25 protein-coding genes are annotated in these 25,842 nt (G+C 67.1%); 4 read left to right on the top strand and 21 right to left on the bottom strand.

The window, feature by feature from the left end; genetic code table 11:
* Positions 1–2,820: a DUF6603 domain-containing protein gene (locus OH799_RS06690; RefSeq protein ID WP_406276776.1), complete on the bottom strand. Its 2,820-nt coding sequence runs from the start codon at positions 2,818–2,820 to the stop codon at positions 1–3.
* 448 nt (positions 2,821–3,268) lie between these two features.
* On the bottom strand, positions 3,269–3,502 hold the full coding sequence (locus OH799_RS06685; RefSeq protein WP_406276775.1) for a hypothetical protein: 234 nt from the start codon (positions 3,500–3,502) through the stop codon (positions 3,269–3,271).
* Between the two features lie 82 nt (positions 3,503–3,584).
* Here OH799_RS06685 and OH799_RS06680 point away from each other — a divergent pair, with 82 nt between their 5' ends.
* The gene (locus OH799_RS06680) at positions 3,585–4,022 is read left to right on the top strand and encodes a transposase family protein (RefSeq protein ID WP_406281876.1); all 438 of its coding nucleotides are present in this window, start codon (positions 3,585–3,587) and stop codon (positions 4,020–4,022) included.
* 121 nt (positions 4,023–4,143) lie between these two features.
* Here the strand turns inward: OH799_RS06680 and OH799_RS06675 are convergent, their stop codons facing one another.
* The 5 genes from OH799_RS06675 to OH799_RS06655 all read right to left on the bottom strand — a co-directional run bounded on the left by OH799_RS06675 (position 4,144) and on the right by OH799_RS06655 (position 10,144).
* Positions 4,144–4,473 carry a hypothetical protein gene (locus OH799_RS06675; RefSeq protein ID WP_406276773.1) on the bottom strand — a complete coding sequence of 110 codons (330 nt, stop codon included), beginning with the start codon at positions 4,471–4,473 and terminating at the stop codon, positions 4,144–4,146.
* A gap of 437 nt (positions 4,474–4,910) precedes the next feature.
* Positions 4,911–7,229: an ATP-binding protein gene (locus OH799_RS06670; protein WP_406276771.1), complete on the bottom strand. Its 2,319-nt coding sequence runs from the start codon at positions 7,227–7,229 to the stop codon at positions 4,911–4,913.
* A gap of 374 nt (positions 7,230–7,603) precedes the next feature.
* Entirely contained in the window at positions 7,604–8,122 is a 519-nt protein-coding gene (locus OH799_RS06665; RefSeq protein ID WP_406276769.1) for a hypothetical protein, read from the bottom strand.
* A gap of 169 nt (positions 8,123–8,291) precedes the next feature.
* The gene (locus OH799_RS06660) at positions 8,292–9,575 is read right to left on the bottom strand and encodes a CaiB/BaiF CoA transferase family protein (RefSeq protein ID WP_406276767.1); all 1,284 of its coding nucleotides are present in this window, start codon (positions 9,573–9,575) and stop codon (positions 8,292–8,294) included.
* The gene (locus tag OH799_RS06655; protein WP_406276765.1) at positions 9,530–10,144 is read right to left on the bottom strand and encodes a TetR/AcrR family transcriptional regulator; all 615 of its coding nucleotides are present in this window, start codon (positions 10,142–10,144) and stop codon (positions 9,530–9,532) included. Before OH799_RS06655 ends, OH799_RS06660 begins: the two co-directional genes overlap by 46 nt.
* A gap of 165 nt (positions 10,145–10,309) precedes the next feature.
* Between OH799_RS06655 and fabG the strand changes: the two genes are divergently transcribed.
* Positions 10,310–11,038, top strand: a complete 729-nt coding sequence (gene fabG / locus OH799_RS06650) for a 3-oxoacyl-ACP reductase FabG (protein WP_406276763.1) — start codon at positions 10,310–10,312, stop codon at positions 11,036–11,038.
* Positions 11,039–11,094: 56 nt separating this feature from the next.
* Complete coding sequence (locus tag OH799_RS06645) at positions 11,095–11,592, top strand: MaoC family dehydratase (RefSeq protein ID WP_406276761.1); 498 nt, start codon at positions 11,095–11,097, stop codon at positions 11,590–11,592.
* Positions 11,593–11,632: 40 nt separating this feature from the next.
* On the opposite strand, the gene OH799_RS06640 is transcribed toward OH799_RS06645, so the two are convergent.
* From OH799_RS06640 to OH799_RS06600, 9 genes are all read right to left on the bottom strand, one after another.
* Entirely contained in the window at positions 11,633–12,364 is a 732-nt protein-coding gene (locus tag OH799_RS06640) for a FadR/GntR family transcriptional regulator (RefSeq protein ID WP_406276759.1), read from the bottom strand.
* Between the two features lie 452 nt (positions 12,365–12,816).
* Entirely contained in the window at positions 12,817–13,602 is a 786-nt protein-coding gene (locus OH799_RS06635; protein WP_406276757.1) for an enoyl-CoA hydratase/isomerase family protein, read from the bottom strand.
* Positions 13,603–13,637: 35 nt separating this feature from the next.
* The gene (locus tag OH799_RS06630; protein ID WP_406276755.1) at positions 13,638–14,768 is read right to left on the bottom strand and encodes a serine hydrolase domain-containing protein; all 1,131 of its coding nucleotides are present in this window, start codon (positions 14,766–14,768) and stop codon (positions 13,638–13,640) included.
* Complete coding sequence (locus OH799_RS06625) at positions 14,765–15,979, bottom strand: acetyl-CoA C-acetyltransferase (RefSeq protein ID WP_406276753.1); 1,215 nt, start codon at positions 15,977–15,979, stop codon at positions 14,765–14,767. Before OH799_RS06625 ends, OH799_RS06630 begins: the two co-directional genes overlap by 4 nt.
* 9 nt (positions 15,980–15,988) lie before the next feature.
* Positions 15,989–16,810, bottom strand: coding sequence for an enoyl-CoA hydratase/isomerase family protein (locus OH799_RS06620; protein WP_406276751.1), 822 nt, complete (start codon positions 16,808–16,810; stop codon positions 15,989–15,991).
* 16 nt (positions 16,811–16,826) lie between these two features.
* Positions 16,827–17,678 carry an enoyl-CoA hydratase/isomerase family protein gene (locus tag OH799_RS06615; protein WP_406276749.1) on the bottom strand — a complete coding sequence of 284 codons (852 nt, stop codon included), beginning with the start codon at positions 17,676–17,678 and terminating at the stop codon, positions 16,827–16,829.
* A gap of 19 nt (positions 17,679–17,697) precedes the next feature.
* Positions 17,698–18,843 carry a thiolase family protein gene (locus OH799_RS06610; RefSeq protein ID WP_406276747.1) on the bottom strand — a complete coding sequence of 382 codons (1,146 nt, stop codon included), beginning with the start codon at positions 18,841–18,843 and terminating at the stop codon, positions 17,698–17,700.
* A complete protein-coding gene (locus OH799_RS06605; RefSeq protein WP_406276745.1) occupies positions 18,840–19,259 on the bottom strand; it encodes a Zn-ribbon domain-containing OB-fold protein in 420 nt (139 codons plus the stop codon). The genes OH799_RS06610 and OH799_RS06605 overlap by 4 nt, the downstream gene beginning before the upstream one ends.
* 53 nt (positions 19,260–19,312) lie before the next feature.
* Positions 19,313–19,810 carry a PaaI family thioesterase gene (locus tag OH799_RS06600; RefSeq protein WP_406276743.1) on the bottom strand — a complete coding sequence of 166 codons (498 nt, stop codon included), beginning with the start codon at positions 19,808–19,810 and terminating at the stop codon, positions 19,313–19,315.
* 111 nt (positions 19,811–19,921) lie between these two features.
* Here OH799_RS06600 and OH799_RS06595 point away from each other — a divergent pair, with 111 nt between their 5' ends.
* Positions 19,922–21,148 (top strand): acyl-CoA dehydrogenase family protein, encoded by a 1,227-nt coding sequence (locus tag OH799_RS06595; RefSeq protein ID WP_406276741.1) that lies wholly within the window; start codon positions 19,922–19,924, stop codon positions 21,146–21,148.
* A gap of 23 nt (positions 21,149–21,171) precedes the next feature.
* On the opposite strand, the gene OH799_RS06590 is transcribed toward OH799_RS06595, so the two are convergent.
* From OH799_RS06590 to OH799_RS06570, 5 genes are read right to left on the bottom strand one after another with little or no spacing between them, the layout of a single operon-like run.
* A complete protein-coding gene (locus tag OH799_RS06590) occupies positions 21,172–22,287 on the bottom strand; it encodes an acyl-CoA dehydrogenase family protein (RefSeq protein ID WP_406276739.1) in 1,116 nt (371 codons plus the stop codon).
* The gene (locus OH799_RS06585; RefSeq protein WP_406276737.1) at positions 22,287–22,694 is read right to left on the bottom strand and encodes a MaoC/PaaZ C-terminal domain-containing protein; all 408 of its coding nucleotides are present in this window, start codon (positions 22,692–22,694) and stop codon (positions 22,287–22,289) included. Before OH799_RS06585 ends, OH799_RS06590 begins: the two co-directional genes overlap by 1 nt.
* The gene (locus OH799_RS06580) at positions 22,691–23,137 is read right to left on the bottom strand and encodes a MaoC family dehydratase N-terminal domain-containing protein (protein ID WP_406276735.1); all 447 of its coding nucleotides are present in this window, start codon (positions 23,135–23,137) and stop codon (positions 22,691–22,693) included. Before OH799_RS06580 ends, OH799_RS06585 begins: the two co-directional genes overlap by 4 nt.
* Before the next feature lie 38 nt (positions 23,138–23,175).
* Entirely contained in the window at positions 23,176–24,390 is a 1,215-nt protein-coding gene (locus OH799_RS06575; protein WP_406276733.1) for an acetyl-CoA acetyltransferase, read from the bottom strand.
* Positions 24,391–24,415: 25 nt separating this feature from the next.
* On the bottom strand, positions 24,416–25,831 hold the full coding sequence (locus tag OH799_RS06570; RefSeq protein ID WP_406276731.1) for an OB-fold domain-containing protein: 1,416 nt from the start codon (positions 25,829–25,831) through the stop codon (positions 24,416–24,418).
* Between the last annotated feature and the right edge of the window lie 11 nt (positions 25,832–25,842).

Genomic DNA, 25,842 nt, shown 5'->3' with positions numbered 1-25,842 from the left:
TCAGTGGGCGGAAACCAGCATCGGCTCGGCGGTGAAGGCGGTCTCGCAGTGCAGGGCATAGGCGGACAGATCGTCATCGAGTGCACCCAGGCGCAGCCCCAGCGCCTCGAGCTGCCCGGCCAGCCGCCCGCGGGCCTCCTGCTCGGCGATAGTGGTGCCGATGGTGGCGATGACACCACCGCCCTCCGGACGCTGTGGGGGCGCCCCGACCTGGCCCGCGTCCGGATCCAGTGGCTGCGCGCCATCCGGACGGACTGGATCGAACTCCAGGGCGTCCTCGCCCATGTAGCCGGTGGAGTTGCCGTACCTCGCGGCGGGCGAGGTCAGCTGCACGCCTAGCAGCTGATCCTTCACCAGGTGCCCCTCGCCGCTGGGCAGGCTGCCGGTGCTGCCGGTGCCCCACAATTCGCTCGCCACGTTGGCGGTTCGTCGGCTGCGCGTCCACCTACCGAGATCCAGCGGTTCGTCGTCGCGGGTGAGCGACACCCGCTGGTTGCTGGTCAGGCCTCGCCGGCCCATCGGGCGAATGTCCAGCGCTGCACCAGCTTCGGCAGCGGCGGTGGCGTCGCCGAGGTAGAGCTTCGAGACCGGGACGGTGGTGTCGGTGCTGAAGGTGAATCCGTTGGCCGACACCTCCCAGTAGTCCTCCCCACGCTGGGTGCCGGGATGCTTCTCGACAAGCAACCCCGATCCGGGCAAGGCACGGACATTGTTGGTCGCCGGCGGCAGCATCGCGGCGAAACCGGGCCAGTCGAGCACCTTGTCCGTCGACGCGCGAGCGCTGCCGAAGCCGATGGTGAAGGAGATGAACCACAACTTCACCTGGGCCTCACCGCCGGTGGGCGGCCCCCAAATATTCAGTCCGACACCGACTTCGACCGTGATGGTGATCCGGACGAAGACGATCTTCACCGACGCCGATACCCCGATGGAGACCTTCAGCCCCACATCGACGTAGAACGGCTTCCACTTGACCAGTGCATTCACCTCGGCCGTGCACCACGCACGCACCACACCGGAGTGGAACCGCACCGCCAGCGCACCTCCGGCCATCGCGGCCGCCGGGGTGATCGCCAAATAAGCGCTACCGGAAATCGTCACGTTGCCGGTCAGATCCCAGTCGAATCCCAGCCTCGGCACCACCGGATACCGGTCCGGTGCCCTGTAATTGGGGTGATACCCGCCCACCGTGTAGACGAAGTCACCCGCGTGCGGGCTGTTGCCGAACCACGCACGCAACGCCACACCACCACGCAGCCGGCAGTTTGGATCCAAGACGAAGGAGTCATCGGTCAGTTGCGCATCGAACGCCAATTCACCCTGGCCGGGCTTGAGCACCGCACGCAGATCGGCGCCGATCCGGGCGTATTTGCGGCTGCCTTCTTTAGGCAGATCGGCCTTGGCGGTGCCGAGCAGGGCGATCGCCAAATCCTGACCGGTCTGCACCACAGCCATCGCCCGGCCCTTGATCAGCTCGGCGATAGTGAACCCGAGCCCCACCGCCACCCACAACTCGTCGTCGCGCGGGGTCACCCAGGCATCCTCACCGACGGTGAGCGACTTCAGGATCTGCACCGGATCCTCGTTCACCGCGCCGATCCCGCCCGGATCGTCCAGGGCCTTCAGGAACGGAAAATCGCCGAGTTCGGATATCTCGGGAAGCCGCATCCGGCTGTTCCAACCGAGCCCGGCCGATACGCCGGTCAACCGCAGCAACGGGATGCCGATACCGGGATCGGCACCGATTCCGGCATAGCCGAAAAACGAGGGCTCGGCCGCGGATTCAGGCACCACATAAGCGCCCATGCCGGTGCCGTACAACCCCTTGGACCCACCACCGAAGGAGAACATCAGCACGCCGCCGATGATCGCCTGGTACGGAGCCTCGGCGGGTAGAAGTCCGAGCGCACCGGAAACGCGTATCGGATCGAAGTCGTACTCGACGCTGGCGACCGCGCCGTCCTCACTGATATCCAAACCCCATCGGCCGTTGCCTCGCTCGACCGCGGCGCGACTGCCCGCCAACACCGCGAACCCGTCCGGGGTCGCCACCGCACGCGCCAAATATCGCCCACCCCGCCCGCGCCAAGCTTGCCGGGCCCGGCCAGGAACAGGCAGCGGCCTGCCGAGGCCGTCGCCCCGGGAAGGATCCAGTGGAACGTCGGTGCGCGGCGGATCCAGCGCGATCAGTGCGCGGTGCGACAGTAACGGATGCTTCGGCAACTGCAACCACATACCGGCAGGCAATTCCGCGCTGAACGGATCCGGAAGCTCGCGCCGACCGACCCCACCGACACCGAACTTTGGATCCGCCAGACGATCCAATGACAGCGCGGTGTCGATACACACGACCCGCCAGCCGTCGGCCTCGGCCGCGAACACCCGCTCGGAGTTGGCCCGCAGGGTGACCGTGCCACCAGCCCCGGTCGCGGTGAGCGTGGCACCGGCGGCGTCATCGAGAATGACACTCAGCTGCCCGAGCGCCGCACATGGCAATACCGGCACCTCGACGCCAACACATCGAGCTAGCAACTCCGCGGCGACGCCCGGCGCAGGCAACTCCACATCGACCCTTGCCGCAGCGCCATCCGGGTCGATGGTCAAGTTCACCGACGCGACGGCCTCGGCCGATGATATCCGGGCTGAGCCGGTTGCCGCACAAACACCGGGCGTCTCGCCCGGCATGACATGCAGAATCCCGTCTGGGAAGAGGACCCGCAGCCCATCACCGAAACCGAGCATCTCGACCGGAACCTCAACCCCCTGGTCGGTGAACTCGTCGAGCATCTTGCGCAAGACATCGATTCGGACGCCCACCATGCCCCTCCTCCACGTCGCGACCCATCCGCAGGCCGGACGAGACGGCCGTCGCCAACGGTAAGCGATAGAGCAGTTCGCTATGACGATCTTCGGCCACATGCCTGCTCAGCAGCTGATGTAAAGTCCGAAACCGGCTGAATGCCAGCGCTATCCGGGAATCACGCTGCTGCGCGGTAGACAGCAATCGTCGGCGTGTCCGAAGGCGATCCGTTCACCACTGGTTCCTGGTGCGGTTGCTGACCTGGCGGCCATAGCGCGCGGCGGGCGCGGATGATTGTCACCACGGGCCCGGGCCGACGGTGGTGAGCAACCGCAGTATCCGGCGTGCGGACAACACGGGGGTGTGCGCCGGCCTGGCTCAGCCATTGCGCCCAACGTCGCGGTGAGCTGCGACATTGTGACCGCCGCGGCGGTGAGCAATTGCGTGTGGATCTGCCACGGCAGATGTTCACACGATCAGATCGTCGTGGATCAAGCTTGCGTTGTGCATCAACTCCACCGCGACAGCAGCGGGCACCGCCGATTCCGCGCAGGCAAGCACCAGCGCGGATCGCACACCCTTGCCCCACCAGCCATCGCCGTCGCGGGCGCTGCCGTCAACGCGGGCATCGATCACGCAATCGATCCCCCGCGCGGTACTCATCGCCCTTGCGAGGGTTGGCAACGAGAAGAAGAGCGCCATCAACTTGCTGTAGACGAGTTTGTCATCCTCGCCCCTGCGAGGGTTGGCAACGCTCGGCTCCTCGGCGGCCGCGGGACTCACCGTGCACCGGGCGGTGATACTGGCGATCGAGTTGTCGGCGACGCTGACCGGGGCGCGGTCGTCTACCGCGACCTCCGAATGGGCTGACGACGCACCGATCTCGGTGCTGGCCAGGCTGGGAGTCACAGGTACGGTGCCGTCAGAATCGACGATCAGGCGACGGTTGGGATGGCTGGCGGCCGACGGGCTCGAGGAGGTGATCGGTGCCTGGATGTTGCTGCGCACCAGCACCTCCGATGGCAGGCGGATCATCGCTTTCGACGGCAAGAACTCTCAAAGGAGCCCGCGACACCGCAGCGAACCGGGCGCATCTTCTGGCGGGATGGTCATGCTGCCCACCGCTCGTCGGGTTGCTGATCGACTTCCCGGGCGCGGGCCACGTTGCGTATCAGAGGCATCAACGCTTTCGCTGCCAGCGGGGTCAGAACCGGCGGGTTAGACGGTAGGACAACGACAGACTGCGCGAAGAACTCGCCACCAGCCGCGCCCGCGCCCGCATCCTGATCTTGGACTGCTGCTTCGCCGCCACAAGCACCAGCCTCACTCTTGACCAGCTCGACCTACGGGTCGATGACATCCTGGCCCGCCGTGGCCACCCCCGCCCTCATCGACGAAATGTCAACATCGCCGGTGAACTGCGCCTTTTCACCCCACCCGACTTCCAACCGGCATCCGGTGATGACGCCACGATCGTGCCGATGATCGACCCGCTCGTAAGCCCCGACAGTGACACCGAAACACTGTTCGGCAGTGGCCGGCGATTCGCCGACGATGGCGATCTTGCCCAGGCAGAGAGCTTGTGGCGCCGAGCGGCGTCGCAAGGGCACGCCGGCGCGATGAACAACCTCGCCAACCTGCTCTGCGCGCGACGGCAATTCCGTGAAGCCCACCTCCGTCCGCTGAGTCGCGCTCTATAGCGGACTAACGGAACTGCTGCCGCCATGGCGATCGCTTCACGTTCCCAGGCTTTAGGGAGCGATTTTCGCTCCAGTCGAATGGTGAGCTCGAGAGTCCCCATCGTCGAACCAGGGAAAAATCTACTGGCTGCGTTCCAAGGTCCGCTCCTCGGGGGCGCGGCAGCCCGTTCGCGCGGCGCGTGGGGAGCGCACCCGGGAGCATGGGTGCGGCCGAGGAGGACACGCTGCGCGGCGAGCTGATCCGGCAGATTGCCGCCGCGAGGTGATGCACCAGCCTGGCATCGGCTTCGGTTACGCGTTGTCGGAGCTGTTGTCGGTGGGCGCCCGACCCGCCCCGGCTCTGGCGGCCGTCTACCGTCCGGCGCCGGCCGCGGAGCATTCCACCTGAACGGGCGCCGTTCGGCCCGGTCTCACCGGTGTGCCGAATCAGCCCTCAGCGCGGTGAGCCAGGAGGCGATCTGTACACGGGTGGAGAAGCCCAGTTTCGCGAGGATGTGCTCCACGTGTCCTTCCACCGTCCGGTGCGAGATCACGAGCGCGGCGGCGATTTCCTTGTTGCTGTGGCCGGCGGCGATCAACTCCGCGACCTCGCGTTCCCGCTCGGTCAGCTGCGCCATGGCCCGCACCGTCGATTCGGGCACCTCCGCCTTCTCCTCCAGCGCGAAGACGATGCTGTCTGCGATCGACGTCCGCATGCCGCGACGGCGCGTCTCCGCGAACCTCCGCTCCCCGAGTGCCGCACGCGTCGCCTCCCTCATCCGCTCGCTGTGCCGGACCAGTTGCGGTGCGCGAGTGATGTCGGTCGCTTGCCAGATGGCGTCGGCGGCGCCCAGCAACCGGGCGGCACGCTCGTGTTCGCCTCGGCGACTCGCGATCCAACTCAGGGTTTCGAAGCACTCGGCGGTGCCCACCCGGCTACCGAACAAGCGATGGAGTCGCAGAGACGAGCGCGCCGCCGCATCGGACTGTTCGAATTCGCCCTGCTCCCAGTACATGAGGGACAGCTCCCACAGCGCTTCGGACCGGTGCCACCGCTCACCGTGGGCCTCGCTGATCGCGATCGCTTCACGGCACAATGCGATCCCCTTATCGACGTCGCCGAGCCGATAGCACGCCACCGCCTGCTGCTCGAGGAGTTGCGCCCGCGCCATCACGTCCTTGGCGGACACTTCCGCGAGCGCGGTCCCCAATATGTCCATGGCGCGGGGCAACTCGTCGCGTCGCACGTACACGGCGCCGGTCAGGGCCGCGGCGATAGCGGCGGCCTGGGTGTCACCCACCTGCTCGGCAATGGCCCGGGAGTCGGTCAGCATCGTCTCCGCCTCATCGATCGCGGACTCCTCCAGTGCCAGCTGCCCTCCGATCCACAGCAGTCGGGCGCGTTCGGCGGATATCTCCTGCAGACTGTCCAGAGCGCGATGTATCCACCGTCGCCCCTCGCGCACGAGACCGGTGAGGACTGCGATACCGCCCAGAGCCGTACCGAGGACGGCGCCGGCCGCCACTTCGGCGGGATCACCGAGCGAGAAATCCAGGGCGGCGCGCATGTTCTCCCGCTCGTGCGTGATCCAGTTCAAGAGATCAACCTGACCGGGGCCGAACCAGGTCAGGTACGAGCGGACGACGTGGTCCCGGTAGAAGTCCCGATGGCGCACGCGCAGCTCCCGGACCTGTCCGGCCGAGGTCAGGCGATTCTGCCCGAAGGCCCGGATGGTCTCCAGCATGCGATAGCGGGTCGCACCGCTACTGCGTTCGATCGAGACGATGGACTTGTCAACCAGCCCCGTCAGGATGTCCATTATCTCGTCGCGGCGCAGCTTGTCGTCGGAGCAGACCACTTCGGCCGCTCCGGCGCTGAAGCTGCCCATGAACACCGTGAGCCGCACCCACAGCGTCTGCTCCGCGGGGGTGCACAAGTCGTAGCTCCATCTGATGAGCGATCGCAGGCTGCGCTGCCTGGGTGCCAACGAACTGCTGCCGGACTGCAGAATTTCGTGGTGTGCGTCGAGGCGCTCGTTGATCTGCTCCACCGACATGTGCCGGATCCGGGCCGCGGCCAGCTCGATCGCGAGCGCAAGCCCGTCGAGGCGCCGACACAAATCGATGACCGATCGGGCATTCTTCTCGGTCACGGCGAACCCTGGATCCGCGGCCTTGGCACGGTTGATGAAGAGCGCGACGGCGTCGCATCGCTCGAGCTCGGTGAGCGGTAGCTCGGTGTCGGATGGCGGGACGAGAAGAGGCCGCACGACGAACAATTGTTCACCCGCCACCTCCAACGGCTGCCGGCTTGTGGCCAGCACCTGGAGCCCGGGGCATCTTCGCAGGAGCGCGTCCACCAGCACCGCGCACGCGTTGTTCAGGTATTCGCAGTTGTCCAGGATCAACAGCACGTTTTTGCTCGCCAGTTGGTCCGCCAGCACCGAGGGAGCCCACCGTGTCGACATATCCTGCAGCTGCAGAGCCGCGGCGACGGTCGGAGCCAGGAGTTCGGGATCACGCAGCGGCGATATGTCGACGAACCAGACGCCATCGGGGAACTGACGCTGCGAAGCTCGGGCAATGTGCAGAGCGAGCCGAGTCTTGCCCACCCCACCCGGACCGACCAGGGTGACCAGGCGGGACGACGTCAGCATCTGCTCGAGATCCAGCAATTCCGAATGCCTCCCGACGAAGCCGACCAGCTCGGCCGGAAGATTGCCGGGGGCACGTGGACTCGCGGATCCCATACGAGCCTCCTCCTCGAAGCTCTCGGCACGGGAGCAGTCCGGTAACCACGCCGCGCCGCCGAACGATTCTTCGGCGCTCGACCAGGACTTTCGAGACACAACGTGCCGAAGTCAACGATTAGTCGAGAACAGCACCAGTGTATGCACGCGCAGCCGCGGCCGGACCATTCGGCGCAGCTTCGGCAGAGATCCCCGGCCCGCACCTTATCCAGCGCCAGCGGTTCCGCGAGAATCGCCCGCGTCGATTCACGTCACGACCCACCGTCGCCATGCCTGCCGGCCATCCGTGGTGGACAACTCCCCGGCTCCGCCCGGACCCGTAGTTCACCCGCTGCAGTCGTGGCCGGACAGCCGTTCGCTGTCCGGCCCCGGCTTCACGCGGCCGGACAGCCGACCGCGGTGAGCGGACAGGCCGACAAGTCGAGCGACACCTGCGCGACAACCTTGTCGCCCCGCTCCACGATGACGTCGACGCCGCGCATGACGGCCAGGCGTTCAAGGGCTCGGTACGCCACCGCGGGTTCGACTTCCAGCCACCCACACAACTCGTCGAGCGCGAGTTCGATCTCGGACAGATCCCAGTCGATCATCATGTCGACGATGGCGGTGGCGGGCGCCCACACGATTTCGAAGGCTGTGCGCTCGTCTACCGTTCTTACATCGACCGAGACCCGATGATCCACCGGGTTCAGGCCGAGCACGGCCATTCGCGCAGCACTCGCGGTCGAGGACTGCGCGGCGGAAGCCAGGTCCGTGAGCGACACCACGAGGCGCCCGGTTACCGACTGCTCCAGCAGCGACTCGATCCGCCTCGTCGAGACGGAGCGCGCCACGCTGCCGAAATGCTCGTCGCGATGTCCCGTTGCCCCCACCGGCGTCATCGTGTCACCCATCTGTCTCGGTTCCTCTCACCTGCGTCGACGAAGGTTGACAAGTAGCCGGCGGATCGTTTCCGACGCCCCGGCACCACACGGACCCATCGTGCCGACAAGTGCGCCACATCACATCCGTGGAACCACGTATTCGACCACGTGGACCTCGAGGAGGGCCGCCGCGCCCAGGTCAGACGACGCCGTCGCTGCGTAGATCGATGACGGCGGCCGCCTCGAGCCCGAGCAGATCGCCGAGCACCTCGGCGGTGTGTTCACCCAGAGTGGGCGGAGCGCTGTACGCCGGGTCGGCGGTACCCGACATCCGAACCGGGAAACCCAGTCCCGGAATCTCCCCGAGCACTTCGTGCCACATCGCTATCCGCAGTTCCCGATGACGCACTTGCGGATCGTCCAACGCCGCCCGGATGTCGTTCACCGGACCCACCGGAACGTCCGCGGCATCCAGAACGGTGATCCAGTGATCGGCGGGGCGCTGCGCAAAGATCTTCTCCAGGATCGGCAGGAGCTCTTCGCGGTTCTCGATCCGGGCGGCGATGCTGCCGAAACGTTCGTTCGCGAACAATTCCGGGTGCCCCATCGCCGTACACGCCCGTGCGAACTGGGGATTCGTGGTCGCCACGATGAAGATCAGCTTGCCGTCGGCGCAGCCGAAGGCCTGAGACGGGATCCCCCCGAAGCCGCCGTTGCCGCGACGCGGAGGCACGTCGCCAGACACCAGGAAACTCTCCGCGTAGTGCGAGATCGCCGCCACCCCGCAGTCGAGCAGCGAGACATCCAGGTGCTGCCCCGCGCCCGTGACGTCCCGGTGCCGCAATGCCGCCAGGACCGATGTGGCCGTGTAGAGACCGGTGAGGATGTCGACCAGGGAAAGGCCCGACTTCATGGGTCCCGCGCCGGGCACACCGTCCGGCAGTCCCGACACGCTCATCATGCCGCTCACGGCTTGGAAGATGCCGTCGTATCCGGGCCGGTGCCGGTACGGCCCGGTCTGCCCGAACCCGGTCACCGAGCAGTACACCAGTTCCGGGAATCGCTCCCGGAGGTCTTCGTAGGCCAGCCCGTACTTCGCAAGCACGCCCGGCCGAAAATTCTCCACCAGGACGTCGGATCGTTCCAGCAGACCCAGCAGGATCTCCTTGCCGCGATCCGTCGTGTAGTCCAGCGTGATCGACCGCTTGTTTCGATTGCAACTCGCGTAGAAGGCGGACATCCCGCCGTCCCGGTCGTCTCCGAGAAAGGGCGGGCCGTAGTGGCGCGCGTCGTCCCCGACTACCGGCCTTTCCACCTTCACGATGTCGGCACCGAGATCACCCAACATCTGGGTCGCGAGTGGAGCCGCGAGTATACGACCGAGGTCCAGAATACGAACGCCGCCGAGCGCCTGTCGTTCCACCCGCTCCACCTTCTTCACGTAGTTGCCGTGGCAGGCAGGGACGAGATTCCGCCCCAGCACAGCGCCAGCGTCATCTCGATGGCCGCGGCCTTGGGAACATGGCCTCGCGCCGTCGACCAATACTGGGCGTTCACCCGGGTGGCACCGACCACACCGCCAGCGAGTAGCCGGGCCCGGCGAGCATCCCCAGCCACCAGGTCGCACACCGCGTCGATACATTCCTTGGTGGCTCGGTCGACATCCCGCCGAACTCGCGGCTCGGAGTGCGCGTGGGATTCGAATACCAGGCGATACCCCCACGATCCGTGCTCGACGAAGTCGAAGTACGCCTCCACCGCCGCCCGCACCCGCGTCCGGTTGTCACTCGTGGAGCACAGCGCGCCGCGGACAGCCGAGACCAGTGCGTCGAGCTGCCTGCCCAGCACCTCCGGGTACAACTCCAGCTTTCCCGGAAAGTGCTGGTAGAGAGCCGGCTTCGAGACCCGGGCCCGGGCCGCGATGTTCTCCATCGACGTGGCGTGGTAGCCGTCCAGGGCGAAGGCTTCCTCCGCCGCGGCGATGATCTGCGCTCGCCGGCAATCACGCCGCAGCCGACGCCCGGCAGACGCCGGCGACATCGGTTCGGTCATCTCGCCCCTTCGTCCGGCTCCCCGAGCCGACGCCGCTCGACGTCGACCGATGGCATTAAGTAGTTTGATAATCTATCTTTATGGTCTGGCTTGGGCAAGGCGTGCGCCGAGCCCAGCCGCCGAGGAGAGCGGCTGCCACCGCGCGACCGACACATCGGAAGGGTTATGGAGCTACTGAAGGGAAAGGTCGCCGTCGTCACCGGCGCCGCACAGGGCCTCGGCCTGGCCATCGCCAGGCTGTTCACCGAACAGGGAGCCCGGGTGGTGCTTGCCGACCTGAACATCGAGTCGGCGCGCCGCGAAGCAGCGGCTCTCGACGGTGCGGCGGTGCGCTGCGACGTCACCGACGCGGGGGACGTCGACGCCCTGATCGGAACCGCTGTCGAGAAGTTCGGTGCGCTCGACATAATGGTGAACAACGCTGGCATCACCCGCGACAAGACGATCGGGAAGATGACACCGGATGAGTTCCGCACCGTCGTAGATGTTCATCTCTACGGCGCCTGGCTGGGCACCCGTGCGGCGATGGCGGTCATGCGCGGCCAGGGAGCTGGGGCGATCGTCAACATGTCATCGATTTCCGGGAAGGTTGGCAACTTCGGCCAAACCAACTACAGCGCCGCGAAGGCTGGCATCGTCGGTTTGACCAAGGCCGCCGCCAAGGAGGGAGCGGCGCGGGGAATTCGCGTGAACGCGATCCAGCCCGGCCTCATTCGCACTGCCATGACCGAGGCGATGCCCAAGGATGCCTGGGACTCCAAGATGGCCGAGATTCCCATGCGGCGGGCCGGTGAGCCCGCCGAAGTGGCTTCCGCGGCGCTGTTTCTGGCCTCAGGTCTGTCCAGCTACATCACCGGCACCGTGATCGAAGTCACGGGCGGCAGGCACATCTGAAACCACCGCGGGAGCCGTGCTCCCGACACATTACCGAAAACGGAAGGTGACAACGAGTGACCGAGATTCTCGAGAGTTCCGATGTGGAACCGCTGATCCGCGGCCTTACCTGGGAGCAGATGACCCCTGGCGCCGCATTCCGGACCGCGAAACGCACGGTGACCGAGGCCGACCTCATCCAGTTCATCACCTGGGGTGGCTTCAACGAGCCACTTTTCTACGACGCCTCCCACGCGCGCGCGGGCGGTTACGAGGGTCGGCTGATCCCCGGCGCGATGATCTACTGCGTCGCGGAGGGCCTTATCCTCCAGACGAACGTGCTCAACGGGACCGGGCTGGCGTTCATGCAGATGGAGCTGACGGTGAAACGGCCGGTCTACGTGGGCGACACCCTGCATGCCATCGTGCGGACCACCGAATCCCGCGCCTCCAGCAAGCCGGGCCGCGGCGTGGTGACGACATCCGTCAGCGTCCGGAACCAACGCGACGAGGAAGTTCTCACGTTCACACCGGTGCGGCTCATTCGCGGTGCGGACTTCCAGGAGGCGCTCTGACCGTTGCCGACGCGGACAGCTGCGCCTGCCCTGGACCGCATCACCCCATCAGGTCGAGAACGGTCTCGATGTCCGGGCGTACCAGGTAGTCCCGGGCCTCGGTGAGATGTTTGCGCCACAGCTGTTCCGCCGCTTCAGCGTCACCGGCCTCGATCAGATCGACCACGCGGTGATGCGCCGCCAGCCCCTTCCGGCTGGCGCGCTGATGCTTCGGCGATCCGGCGGTCGACTTGACCTGCGACGCGTTCGCCATGTCGATGATGTTCTCCAACGTGCCCATCAGAAGCCGGAGCGTTTGATTCCCGGTCAACTCGATCAGCAAAGAGTGGAACGCGACGTGCACCTGGATCGACCGCATCGGGTCATCGGCAACCGCGTCGTGCTCCACCAGGGCGGTCCGCAAGCGCTCGATCGCCTCATCGGACCGGGTCCTCGCCAGCAGGCCGGCACACGGCGGCTCGATGACGATCCGGGCTTCGTACAGATCCTCCAGCGTGGTGCCCTGGAATTGCAGGATCACAGCCGCGGAGCGCGCCGCGACCTTCGGATCGGGAAGCTGGACGCGTGCCCCGCCGTGCGCTCCCCGGCGCACCGTGATCAGCGATTCCGACTCCAGAATGCGGAAAGCTTCGCGCAGCGTGGGCCGCGACACGTTGAACTGCGCCATCAGGTCGGTCTCCGGGGGCAGGGCCTCCCCCTCGTGGAGTTCACCGCGAACGATCAGCTTGCGCAGATGCCCGGCGATCATCTCGGCCATCTTGGGCAGCCGCATCTGCTGTCCGACGAGGCTTCCGCTCCACAGATCGTCAGATGCCCGAGCGCTATTCGACCGTGCCGCCATTTGCCCCTGCCCTCGCTGAATAGGTGAACTAGCAACCTTATTGTATTGGATGGCATCGCCGGCCCTCTGCCTCGACGGCGGGTGACCGTCGCCGCCTCACATCACAAACAAATTCGGTCACGCTCTGCTGCCGCAGTTCTTGTTTGCGGAGCTTTCCGGTCGCTGTGCGAGGCAGCCACTCGGCGAAGAAGACTTCGCGGGGAACCTTGAACCCGGCCAGCCGGATGCGCGGGCGACGCGCCGACCCGGACCGAGCTCACACGTCCGCAGCATCCTGGCCACCCGTTCGACCCGCTCATCGAACTCACCGTAGGCGCCTCCGGCTCCACGACGGTAGCGACCGTGGCAGGGTCGTGGGCGACGGCCCTGGGATGCATCGGTGCCTACTTACCCTTGGAGCGGGCCATCAGTTCCGCGGCCAGTACACGGTATTCTGCGGTGTCATGCGACTGGCTCTCGGCGGCGAGACCCATGCCGAGGGTGGTCACGGCCGCCTGCCGGAGATGCTGGTTCAGCACGCTCTTGGTATCCCGTACCGCCTGGGGCGGCTGTGCCGCGATCCGGGCGGCGAGAGCGCGCGCCCGGTCCAGCAGTTCCGAGGCGGGCACCGCGTGGTTCGCCAAGCCGATCTCGACCGCGGTGGCCGCGGGAATCCGGTCCCCGGTCAGGATGTATTCCTTTGCCCGCAGCAGGCTGATGTAGGACGGCCACGTCACAGCACCGCCGTCACCGGCGACGAGAGCGTTGGCGATGTGCGGATCGGCGAGAAAAGTGTGGTCGGCGATGAAGATCACATCACACAGGCTCGCCAGCGTGCACCCCAGGCCGACCGCCGGTCCGTTGACCGCCGCGACGACCGGGACCTCGGTGTTCAGCATGGCGTCGACGAGCCGTCGGGCCTGCCGCATCGACTTGCGCCGGGCGTGGAAGTCGACCCGGACCCGCTCGAACGTGGTGCGATCCCCGCCCGCGCTGAACGCCTTTCCGGCGCCGGTCAGCACGATCGCCCGGATCTCCGGTTCGTCGTCGACCCGGCCCATGAGTCGCGGAAACTCCTCGTGCAGCCCGTCGTCGAAGGCGTTCATCGCCGCCGGACGATTCAATGTCACGGTCGCAACTCCCTCCGACACCTCGACGAGAAGCCGATCGGATTCGGTCTGCAGAGTCACCTCGGTAACCTCCTGATGTGGACTCGGCTCGGTGATCAGTCGGTGACCAGATCCGCGGCCGAGTTGCCGATGTTGGTGATCGCCGCGATACCGCGCGGCGAGTAGTCGTATCCGGACGCCGGATAGCCGTTGCTCAGCAACGCGAAGGACACCCCGCTGTCCGGATCACAGAAGCCCAGCTGGTACGCGGCGCCGCCGTGGCCGAACGTGCGCGGGGAACCGACCGAGGGCATCCACATACCCGCGTCGGGGCCTGCCACCACGACGAACAGGCCGACGCCGACTCGCTTCGCCGACCCGCCGTATATTTGTTCACCGGCGGGCACTTCCGTCACCCGCGGCCGGATGGCATCCGCCACGACACCGGGCGCCCACAGCGGTGAGTGCAGCAGCGCCTGGTAGTGCAGCGCCACGTCTGCGGCCGAGGCGGCTACCGAATGCGCCGGTTCACCCGCCGCCACGACGTCGGGGTTGTTCAGGAACCAGGGACCCCACGGGTCGACCTCGCCCTCGGTGCTGCCGATCCGGACCATCGGCGCCACGGTGGCGGCCTGCTCGGCGGCCGGAACACCGAGACCGAATCCGAGACCGAGCGGCTCTGTGATCTCCGAGCGGAGGTAGTCGGGCAGGGTCCGGCCCGTGATCCGTTCCACCAGTTCGGCGATCACCCAGGCCGCGGACGTCAGGTGGAACTGCAGCCGATCCCCGGGGGGATTGTCGAGCCGCCACTTGGCGAAGGCCTGCAGCCGCAGTTCCCGGTCCTTCATCTTGGGATAGCCCAGGGGTGCGAAAGGGAAGCCCGCGGTGTGAGTCAGCACGTGTTCGACTGTCACCACGTCCTTGCCATTGGTGCCGAACTCCGGGATCACCGACGCCACCGGCGCGGTGATGTCGATCCGGCCTTCTCCCATCAGCTTCCAGATCGCACTCCCGACGAAGGTGCGGCCGACCGACTGCAGCAGATACCGCGGAAACTGCTCGCCCCAACCAGTCGACGCGACCAGCCTGCCGTGCCTGGCGATGGCGACCTGCGCCGACGGCAAGGGGCCATGCTCGACCTCCAGCGCGACCCGCCGGAGCAGGACGTCGAGCTTCCACCGATCGATACCCACCTCCGCCGGATCGGCGACGACCTGCGGATTCATCCGCAGGTCCGGAGGATTCACGCGACCCTCTCGAACAGGGCCGCGAGCCCCTGCCCACCGCCGATGCACATCGTCTCCAGCCCGTATCGGGCATCCCGCCGCACCATCTCCCGTGCCAGCGTGGCCAGGATTCGGGCACCCGTGGCTCCCACCGGGTGCCCGAGCGCGATGCCCGACCCGTTCACGTTGAAGCGATCGAAGTCGCCCGGCGCGAATCCCCACTCCCTGGTGCACGCGAGAACCTGCGCGGCGAACGCCTCGTTCAGCTCGATGAGATCGATGTCCTCGAGTTTCAGGTCGGCCACGGCCAGCGCCTTAGCCACCGCCGGGACGGGACCGATACCCATCCTCGACGGCGCGACGCCTCCGAGCCCCCATGACACCAGGCGGACCAGCGGCCGCAGGCCCACGTCCGCCGCTCGCTCCGGATGCGTGACGACACAGACGGCGGCGCCGTCGTTCTGGCCCGACGCATTGCCCGCCGTCACGGTCGCCTCGTCATCCTGCGCCGCCAGTACCGGCCGCAGTCGGGACAGCTTCTGCACGGTCGAGTCGGGACGGATGTGTTCGTCCCGGTCGACCACGGTGTCGCCCTTGCGACCACGGATCGTCACCGGAACGATCTCGTCGGCGAAATGCCCTCCGACCGCGGCAGCGGTGGCCCGTTCGTGGCTGCGTACCGCATACTCGTCCTGCTCGGCCCGGGGGATCCGATACTCGCGGCGCAGGTTCTCGGCGGTCTCCACCATGCCACCCGACACCAAGTGGTGCACGCCGCCCGCGGTGACCCGCCCCCGTGCCAGGGCATCGTGCAGCATCACCCCCGCTCCGCCCTTCGCTCCCGACCGCATGTTCGTCGAGTAGAACGGGGCATTGCTCATGGACTCGGCACCACCGGCCAAGACCACGTCGTGGACGCCCGCGGCCACCTGCATCGCCGCGTACAGGACCGCCTGCAGACCTGAGCCACAGCGACGATCGATCTGCAGCCCGGTGACGGTCACCGGCAGCCCGGCATCCAGCGCGGCGACGCGCCCGATCGCGGGTGCGTCCATGGTCGGATAGCAGTTCCCGAGCAGTACGTCTCCGACGGCATCCGGTGCCAGACCGGTCCGGTCCAGCACCGCGCGGATCACTGTCGCCGCCAGTTCGTGCGCGGCGAGATCACGCAACGCTCCGCCGAAGCCTCCGACCGGCGTCCGCACCGGCTCGCAGATGACGACCTCACGCATCGCCGGACCTCATTCCTCTTCCCGGGCGGCACGTTCCCGACCGAATCGAGGCGGACGCTTGGCCAGGAATGCCGCGGCGCCCTCCTGTCCGTCCACCGAGCCGATCGCCATGGCGGCCAGTGCCGCCTCGTGGCGCAGGCCTTCGATACCTTCGGCACTCGAGCGAGCGGATTCGAGGATGAGTGCCTGGTTGGCGCGGCTCAGCTCGGCGAGTTCGCTGGCGAGTTGCCCGGCCACGGCTGTCAGATCCTCCGCCGGCTCGGGCGGGCCGGAGAGCAGTCCGAGATGCCACGCCCGATCGGCATCGATGTGCCGGCCGGTGAGCATCATCGCCAGCGCGGGTGCCCGGCCGATCACGCGACGAAGACGTTGCGTGCCACCGTATCCCGGCACCATGCCCAGCTTCGCCTCGGGCAACCCGAACTTGCTGCGATCGGACGCCAGGAGCACCGGGCACGACAGCGCGAGTTCGAAGCCGCCCCCGAGCGCGTACCCGTCCACCGCGGCGATCACCGGAACCGGCAGTTCCTCGATCGCGGACATGACCCGCTGTCCCCGCTGCAACACCGCGTGCGCGCCGGCGACATCGAGCCCTGCCAGTTCGGACAGATCTGCGCCGGCACAAAAGGCGCGGTCTCCGGCCCCCGCGATGACGACGGCTCCGATCTCCGGATCGTCTCGGACCGAGTCGAGTTCGGCCGCAAGAGCTTTCAACACGTGCCGGTTGAGGGCGTTCAACGCGTAGGGCCGGTCGATGGTCAGATACCTGACCCGTCCCTCGGTACGCACCGCGACCGGCGCGGCGACGGTGGAGTTCCCGTTCGACTGCATTCGAGCCTTCCGCCCCTCAGACCGCGGGGCCGGAGAAGTCCGGCTTCCGCTTCTCGAGATGGGAAGCGACGCCCTCGCGGACGTCGGCCAGGCCGAAACCGTAGAATTCGAGCGCGAGCGACGCGTCGAAGGACGGTCCGGCGGCCCGGTACCAGTTGTTCAGGGCCTGCTTGGTCCAGGAGATCGCGCTGGACGAGCCGGCGGCCAGCTTTCGCGCGACTTCCATCGCGCGGTTCTGCACCTCGTCGTCGTCCACGCACATCGACACCAGGCCGATCCGCTCCGCTTCCTCACCGGTGAGCACATCGCAGGTGAGCAGGTAGTACTTGGCCTTCGCCATGCCGCACATCAGCGGCCAGGTGAGTACCGCGTGGTCACCGGCGGCGACACCGAGGCGAGTGTGCCCGTCGACGATGCGCGCGGTCCGTGCCGCCACGGTGACATCGGCGGTCATGGCCACCGCCAGGCCCGCACCCACGGCCGGGCCGTGCAACGCGGCGACGACCGGCTTGGAACAGTTGATCACGTTGTAGACCAGGTCGCGAGCCTCCCGCATGACCCTGGTCCGGACCACCGGATCGCTCACCATCTCCCGCAGCGAATCGAAGGTGCCGCCCGCGGAGAACGCCTTGCCCTCGCCGCGCACGACCACGACCCGGACATCGGGATCCCGATCGATGACCTGCCAGATCTCCGGCAGCTGGGAATGCGCCTCGGAATCGACGGCGTTGAGCTTCGGGGCGTCGAGGACGATGCGGAGGATCCCCGGCTCGGGGAACTCGACGCGGAAGGCGGTGAACCGCGCGTACTTTTCGCGTTGCGCCGCCCCGGTGTCCGTCCCGGTGGCGGGCGTGCTGTCGACTGTCATTGTCTGCTGGTCCTCCGAATCAGCGTGAGAAGATCGAAACCGAGGACGCACCGGGAGCGCCGTAAAGGTGGGTGTAGCCGACGCGGGGATTCCCAGGCACTTGGCGGTCGCCGGCGCGACCCTGGAGCTGCAGCACGATCTCGTAGACCTGGCGCAGCCCGGACGCGCCGATCGGCTCGCCGTTCGCGATCAGTCCGCCGTCGGTGTTGACGGGGAGCCGGCCACCGATCTCGGTCGCCCCCTCCTCGATCCACTTCTCCTGTTCCCCGTCGGCGCAGAAACCGTTCTCCGCCATGTGGATCAGCTCCGACCCGGCATCGGTGTCCTGCAACTGCGCCACATCGACGTCGGCGGGCCCGATACCGGCCGACTCGTACGCTGCCCGGGAGGCATCCACGGTCGGGCTCGGTGCCTTCTGCAACGGCAACGACGGGCTCTGCACCTCGAAGGCGCCGGATCGGCGCGAGCGCAGTTCCGACGCACGGAGGAAGATCGGTGCCGAGCTGAACTCGTGCGCGATGTCGGCGCGGCACAGTACGACGGCGGCGGCGCCCTCGTCCGGGCTGCAATACATGTACCGGGTCAGCGGATAGTTGACCACCTGGGAATCGAGGATTTCTTGTACCGGCACCGGCTTGCGACGCCATGCCTGCGGATTGATGGACCCGTTGCGGAGGTTTTTCGCGGTGATCGCGGCCAACGCTTCCCGTGAGATCCCGTGGTCGTACATGTACCTATTGATCTTGGTACCGAAGAAGTGGGTGGTCAGAAACATGCCGGTACGGCCGTACCACTGTGGCAGGCCGGCCACCGACGGGTCGGCGGCGAAGGCCCCCCGCGGATGCTTGTCCATCCCGATCGCCATGGTGACGTCGGCTGTGCCGTGCCGGATCGCCTCGGCCGCCATCTGTAACGACGTGCCGCCGGTCGCGCAGCCATTGAAGACGCCCCGCACCGGGATACCGGTCAGGCCAAGCCATCCGACGATGGCGTCGGGGTTCGACACCTCGTAGCTGCCCACGAACGCGGTCCGCACGCGGGACCAGTCGGTTCCGGCATCGGCCAGCGCCGATCGGGCCGCTTCGGTACCCATCTCGAGCGCCAACTTGGTGCCGTGGCGCCCGAACGGATGGAGTCCGACACCGACGACGGCGACCTCTGTCATGACGTCTTCTCGCTCTCTGTTTCGACCGGCGCGAATGCGAAAGTCAGCACCTCCGTGCCGTCTTCCAGGACGGTGTAGGGCACGATGCGCAGTTCCATCTCCTGTCCGATCCGCAACTTCCCCGGGTCGGACTCGGTGATGCGCCCCTGCACGAGCAGCTCTCCCGGCAGTTCCACGTACCCGATGGCGTAGGGCGCGAAGTTCTCGGTGGTGTCGTTGCCGTCGTACGGCGGCGACGGCGGCCGGAACTCCTGGGTGGTGAAACTCCACAGGGTCCCGCGGCGTCCGAGCAGCCGCTGCGACTCACCGGGGCGCGCGGGGAAGGAGATCACGCCCTCCCGCTCCGATCCGATCAGGTTCGGCTCGTCGGACGGCCAGGTGAACAACCCCTCCGCGACGGGTACTGACATTGCCATGCGCTCACCCTAGCAAATAGTTAGTCTATTAATCTATTTAGAAATACAATGATCTACCGGAATCTGGAGCCAGCACTCGAGTCGGTCGCGGTGATCGGCTCTAGGCCGGGCCGTTCGCCCGCGATGTTCACCGCCACCTGCCCCGAGGCGACCAGCTTGCCCGACTCCCAGCCGTAAATCCGCGCCTCCGCGAAGTGCACCGACCGTCCGCGCCGCAGGCAGGTTCCGACGGCCCGCAGATCCTCGCCCGGGGCAACACTGAAGTACTGGACTGACAGTGAGATCGTCGTGAGCCGGCTGCCTTTAACGAAGTCGTGCCCGGCCATCACCGCTCCCGACGCGCAGGTGTCGATCACCGCAGCGACCACCCCACCGTGAAAGATGCCGTCGTGCGCCGACAACTCCTTGCGATAAGGAAGGCGCATCGCTACCGCCATGTCGTCCCACTGGTCGATCACCAGCCCGGCGAACGCATTGAAGGCGACATTGCGCTCCCAATGCTCACGGAACCACCGACGGCGTCGTTCCTGCTGTTCGTCCACTGTTTCCATCACACCTCCACGGCCCGTTACCGCACCCATCGAAGACTCAATGAGTTAACTCTTCATACTATATTGTTGGCGAATACGGCAGTACACTCACAGGAGAGAGGCGGCATCTCAGTGGACATCGAATACGGTGCGGAGGCGGAACAGTTCCGGCTGGAGATCCGCGCGATTCTGGCCGAGGAGCTGCCCGCCGACTGGGCCGGTATCGGCGCCATTCCGCATCTCGACGAGACCAACGAGTTCGTCGAACACTGGCGGCAGGTCCTGCACCGCCGTGGATTGCTCGGCATCACCTGGCCGACCTCGTACGGCGGACGGGGCCTCACGAAACTCCACCAGGTCGTGCTGACCGAGGAGTTCGCCAAGGCGGGCGTTCCGACCGGCGGTCACAACGACACCTTCGGCATCAAGATGGTCGGCAACACGCTGCTGCTCTGGGGCACCGACGAGCAGAAGGAATACTTCCTGCCGCGCATCCTCTCGGGTGAGCTGCGCTGGTGCCAGGGCTATTCCGAGCCCGGCGCGGGTTCGGACCTGGCCGGCCTGAGCACCCGCGCCACCGAGCGGGACGGCGAATGGGCGATCGACGGCCAGAAGGTGTGGACGTCGCAGGCGCATCGCGCGAACTGGATCTTCGTGCTGGCCCGCACCAACCCCTCGGCGCCCAAACATCGCGGGTTGTCGTTCCTGCTCGTGCCGATGGAGCAACCAGGTGTCGAGGTCCGCCCGATTCGCTCGGCGACCGGGGACAGCGAGTTCAACGAGGTGTTCTTCGACGGAGCCCGGACTCCCCTGGAGAACGTTGTCGGCCCCGTCGACAGCGGGTGGAAGGTTGCCCAGACGCTGCTGGGTTACGAGCGCGGTGACGAAGCCGCCACCAATCCGATTCTGTTCCGGTCCGAGTTCGATCGGATCGTGACACTCGCCCGGGACAACGGGGTGGCCGACGACCCGGTGGTCCGGCAGCGACTGGCACAGCTGTTCATCGAGGTGGAGATCATGCGGTGCCTCGGCTACCGGGTGCTGACCGGCTATCTCTCCGGCAGTGCGCCGGGACCCGAGTCGTCGGTCTCGAAGCTGTACTGGAGCGAGTACCACAAACGCGCCACCGATCTCGCCTTCGACCTCGCCGGAATGCGTATCCAGGTCGATGTCGGCCGCCGACCGCTGCGTGGCTACCGCACCGACGATCCCGGCGCCCGCAACACCACGGCGTCCTGGATCGGCAGCTACCTCAACGCCCGCTCCGGAACCATCTACGCGGGAACCTCCGAGGTCCAGCGCAATATCGTGGCCGAAACAGTCCTCGGCCTGCCGCGCGAACCGCGGCGGGCCTCTTGACGAGACGGCCCGGCGATCGCGATTCAGAACCCGGCCAGCGCTGCGATCCGTTCCCGGTGGAACGTCGGCGAACCGAACAGCGACTCACAGCTCTTGGCGCGACGCAGATACAGATGCGCGGAGTGCTCCCAGGTGAATCCGATACCACCATGGATCTGCATGTTCTCGCCGGCGCAGAAGCTGAAGGCCTCCGAGCAGTACGACTTGGCCAGTGAAACCGCCGCCCGGCGATCGTCGGCGGCCGTCTGCAGTGACCACAGGGCGTACAGCACGGCCGAACGTGCCGCTTCGAGTCGGAGCAGCATCTCCGCAGCTTTGTGCTTGATCGCTTGAAAGGAGCCGATCGGACGGCCGAACTGCTCCCGGGTCTTGGCGTACTCAACCGCCATGTCGAGCACCGCGGACGTGCCGCCGACCTGCTCGGCCGCCAGCAGTACCGCGCTCACCAGCAGCGCCTGCTCGACCGCGGCCCAGCCGGCTCCGTCGGCACCGACCAGTTGCGCGGGCGCGTCGCGCAATTCGACCGTGGCGAACCGCCGGGTCGGGTCGAGCGTCGGCTGCGGCGCGACCTGGACACCCGCGGCTTCGCGGTCGATCGCGAAAAGTCCGGTCCCCGCCTCGCTTCGCGCGACGACGAGCAGCAGATGTGCGCGCTGCCCGTCGAGGACGTAACACTTCGTCCCGGTCACCTGCCACCCGGAGGAACCGGCCACCGCCCGCGTGGTCACGGCCTGCTCGGTCCACGAACCCGATTCCTCGGTCAGCGCCAGCGTCGCCACTAGTCTGCCGGAGGCGATATCCGGCAGATAACGGGCACACGCCCCTTCGGCACCGGACGCCAGCAGGGCGTGCGCGGCCGATCCGACCGAGGACAGCAGAGGCGCGGGCAACAGTGCGCGCCCCGTCTCCTCGAAGACCACCCCCAACTCCAAGAGGCCGAATCCGCTGCCGCCGAACTGCTCCGGAATCGCCAGGGACTGCACCCCGATCTCGGTCGCCATCCGATTCCACACCGCCGGGTTGCACCCCTGCTCCTCGGTCATCAGCCGGCGGACCTCGGATTCCGGCGACACCTCGGCGAGGAACTTGCGGACCACGGCACCCAGTTCCGCGTGTTCCGGCGAGTACGCGAAGTCCATCAGTCGACCTCGGCGGTAGCGGTGCCCGACACCACGATCGCACCGTCCTGGTTTTTCGTGACCAGTTCGAACTTCGCTACCCCGTCGGTGACAGCGGTGGCGGTCACCGTCGTGGTGAGCCTGTCACCCGGCCATACCTGGGTGGTGAAACGGACCCCGTAGGAAAGCAGGCGATCCTCCCCCACCCAGTCGGTCAGCACCCGCGCCGTCAACCCCATCGTCAGCATCCCGTGCGCGAAGACACCCGGGTAACCCGCCACTTCGCGCGCGAACCGTTCGTCGGTGTGGAGCGGGTTGTAGTCGCCGGACGCACCGGCGTACTGGACGATCCGGGTGCGTGACAAGTCGTCGACGACCACGGCCTCACGAACTTCGCCGGCTTCCACGCCGGTGCTGGCGAGCGTCACTGTTCCTCCCGTGGGTTCTTCAGTACCGATACAGACCGAGCGGTCACGACGAGCTCGCCCTGCTCGTCCCGGTATTCTGTGAATGTCTCGGCGAATCGCAGCACGCCAGAACGCCCGGTCTTCTCCCATACCTTCCCGGGTCGGACCGTGCTGGAGAGCACGTCACCCACCCGGACAGGCCGGTGGTAGGTGTAGTGCTGCTCGGCGTGCAGGCCACCGCCGCCCGCGAACATGGTTCCCGCCTCGCGTGCCGAACCCCACCACGGGGCACGGCTCGGCCGCAGCCGGTACTCCGGTTCGAACTGCGCGGACGCCTGCACGAATGTGGGCGGCGCGAACTCGATGCCCGCGGTGTCGGCTCCGGCTTCCGCATCCGGGTAGCCGACTGCCCGGCGGAACATCAGAACGTGTCCGGCCTCGACCGGAAAACGTTCGACAGTCATATGCTTCTCCTCACTTCCCGCGTCCTGCGTTTCTCTCGCTATCCCGTGCTCGGCTCGCTACCGACAACGGAGACGAACGACACGCAGTCGCCGGGGCCACCGCCCAGGTTGTGGGTGAGCGCGAGTTTTCTTCCCTCGGCCAGGCCGGTGATCGTCCGCTCCGACGGCGCCTCACCGCGCAACTGCAGCCAGGCTTCGTACATCATGCGCAGGCCGGAGGCGCCGATCGGATGCCCGAACGCCTTGAGCCCGCCGTCCGGGTTGACCGGAAGTTCTCCGTCGAGATCGAAGACCCCCGCCTGCACGTCCTTCCACGCCTGGCCACGCTCGGAGAAGCCGAGATCCTCTATCAGTACCAACTCGGTCGGCGTGAAGCAGTCGTGCACCTCCGCCATGGCGATCTGGCCCCGCGGATCCGTCACGCCCGCCTGCGCGTAGGCATCGGCCGCCGAGGCGGCGACCTCCGGGAAGGTGGTGAAGTCGTACTCGGACTTCACCAACCCCTCGGCGGGCCCGGCCACCAAGGACAGGCCCTTGATGTAGATCGGCTTGTCGGTGTAGCGGTGGGCATCCTCGGCACGCACCACGATCGCCGCCGCGGAGCCGTCGGAGACACCGGAGCAGTCGAAGATTCCGAGCATGCCTGCGACCAGGGGCGCGGCCTTGATCTTCTCGATCGGCACTTCCTTGCGGTACTGCGCCCGTGGGTTGCGGGCCCCGTTGTAGTGGTTCTTCCAAGCGATCCGGGAGAGAACGTCCTTCAAGGTGTCCTCGTCGACGCCGTACTTCTCCGCGTAGGCCGGCGCCAGCAGCGAGAACGTCGCCGGAGCGGTGGCCTCACCACGCCCGTCGTCGCAGGCGCCGGCGACCGGCGTCGGTACCAGGCCGGAGAAGCCGGTGTCCTTCAGCTTTTCCACACCGATGGCCATAGCCACGTCGAAGGCGCCGGACGCCACCGCGTAGCAGGCGTTGCGCAGCGACTCCGAGCCGGAGGCGCACATATTCTCCACCCTGGTCACCGGTTTGTAGTCCAGCTTCATCGGCCGTGAGAGGACGAGGCCCGAGTTGCCCGCGCTTCCCATGGTGCCGAGCCAGTACGCGTCGATGTCGCCGACCGTCAGATGCGCCGAGTCGACTGCCTGGGTGACCGCATCGATGAGCAGGTCGTCCGCCGACCGGTTCCAGTGCTCGCCGAACGTCGTGCATCCCATGCCGACGATCGCCACCTTGTCACAGATTCCCCGTGATCCCACGATTTCCTCCTCAGACCTTGGCCGCTCAGCGCACCGGACGCGCTTTCCAGAAGTAGTTGTGAATTCCGCCCGATGTCACGACGCGCCGGAAGGTCATCCGGACTTCGCCACCGATCCGTACGTTGTCAACGGACGCATCGGTGAGCTCGCACCGGAATCGCCCGCCACCGTCGAAATCGAGCACAACCATCAGGAGCGGCGGACTGGGCGTGGCAGCCAGCCGGTCGACGGTGTAGGTGGCGATTCGCGCCCGGGTGCCGGACATCGGCAGATCGGTCATCGTGCCGTCGGCGTGGCAGTTCGAGCAGATCCGGCTCGGTGGCAGGTGCCGCTGGCCGCACTGCTGGCATTCCGAACCGACAAAGCCGAACTTCCACCGGACCCGGCGGCGTGCGGGCGGCGCGTACGGGTGGTCGGGATCGGGGCGCCGGGGCGGCTCCTTCGCCAGAAAGCCGCGCCAGGACAGGAACGTGGCATAGCCCAGATCGGTGTCGCCGGAAGCGATCTGAGCGGCAACCGACGCGCTGGGCCGGCCGGCCGCCAGCGCTGCCGTGGTGCGCAACAGGAAGACGCTGACCCCGTCGGCGACCACCACCAGCGCGACGAGGGCGCCGACCTCTGCTCGATCGAGTATGTCGGCCAGCAAAATGCCGGGCTGGGCGGTTCCCGCGTTTCCGATCACGCCGGTGAGGGAGTCGGCCAGGGCCTCCGGGCGGGTCCCGAGCGTACCGCCGATGCGCGCCACCGCCCTGGAGTGCAGACCAGCCACGATCAGGTGGTCCACCTCGGGCGCGGTGACTCCTCCGGCCTTGCAGGCATCCGTGAAGGCCTGTGCGGCGAGCGGAAGATACACATCTTCGCCGAAACGCTCCTCCCACACCCGGGACGACGCCTCGCCGGGCAACCGCCAGCGCTCCAGTACCTCGGTGCTGGCGTGTCCCACACCGACCTGATCGGCTAGCACCGGGGCATCGGAACGGTTGCCGAAGACGAACGCGGCCGCACCGTCGCCACCGTCGCGCTCGTCGGCACCACCAGGCAGCCCGGTGCGCACGTCTGACAGCACAGCGACGGAGAGCCCCTCGCCGTCCGCCGCGCGTGCCGCGGCCGTCCACGCGGCGACGCCCGAGCGAACCGCGCCCACCATGTCCGCGGCGAAGACCGAGGCCGGAAGGTCGAGGGCGGCGTGGATGGCGGTCGCATTGGTCTTGTCGGCATAGGCCGGGGACGCGGTAGCGAAGTACAGCGTCTCCACCGCCGATCGCTCCAGCTTCGCCAACGCGCGACGGGATGCCTCGACCGCCATCGAGGTGGAGTCCTCGTCGTAGGAGGCGACCGCCCGGGTACCACGCCCGCCACCGGGACCGAGTACCCGTCCGATGGCCTCCCGCTGCAGCCGGTAGTGCGGGACGTGCACTCCGTAAGCAACCAGCCCAGACATCAGCAGACCTC

This window comes from Nocardia sp. NBC_00881 (assembly GCF_045207455.1).
Lineage (GTDB): Bacteria > Actinomycetota > Actinomycetes > Mycobacteriales > Mycobacteriaceae > Nocardia.
This window is presented reverse-complemented; position numbering and strand designations above follow the sequence as displayed.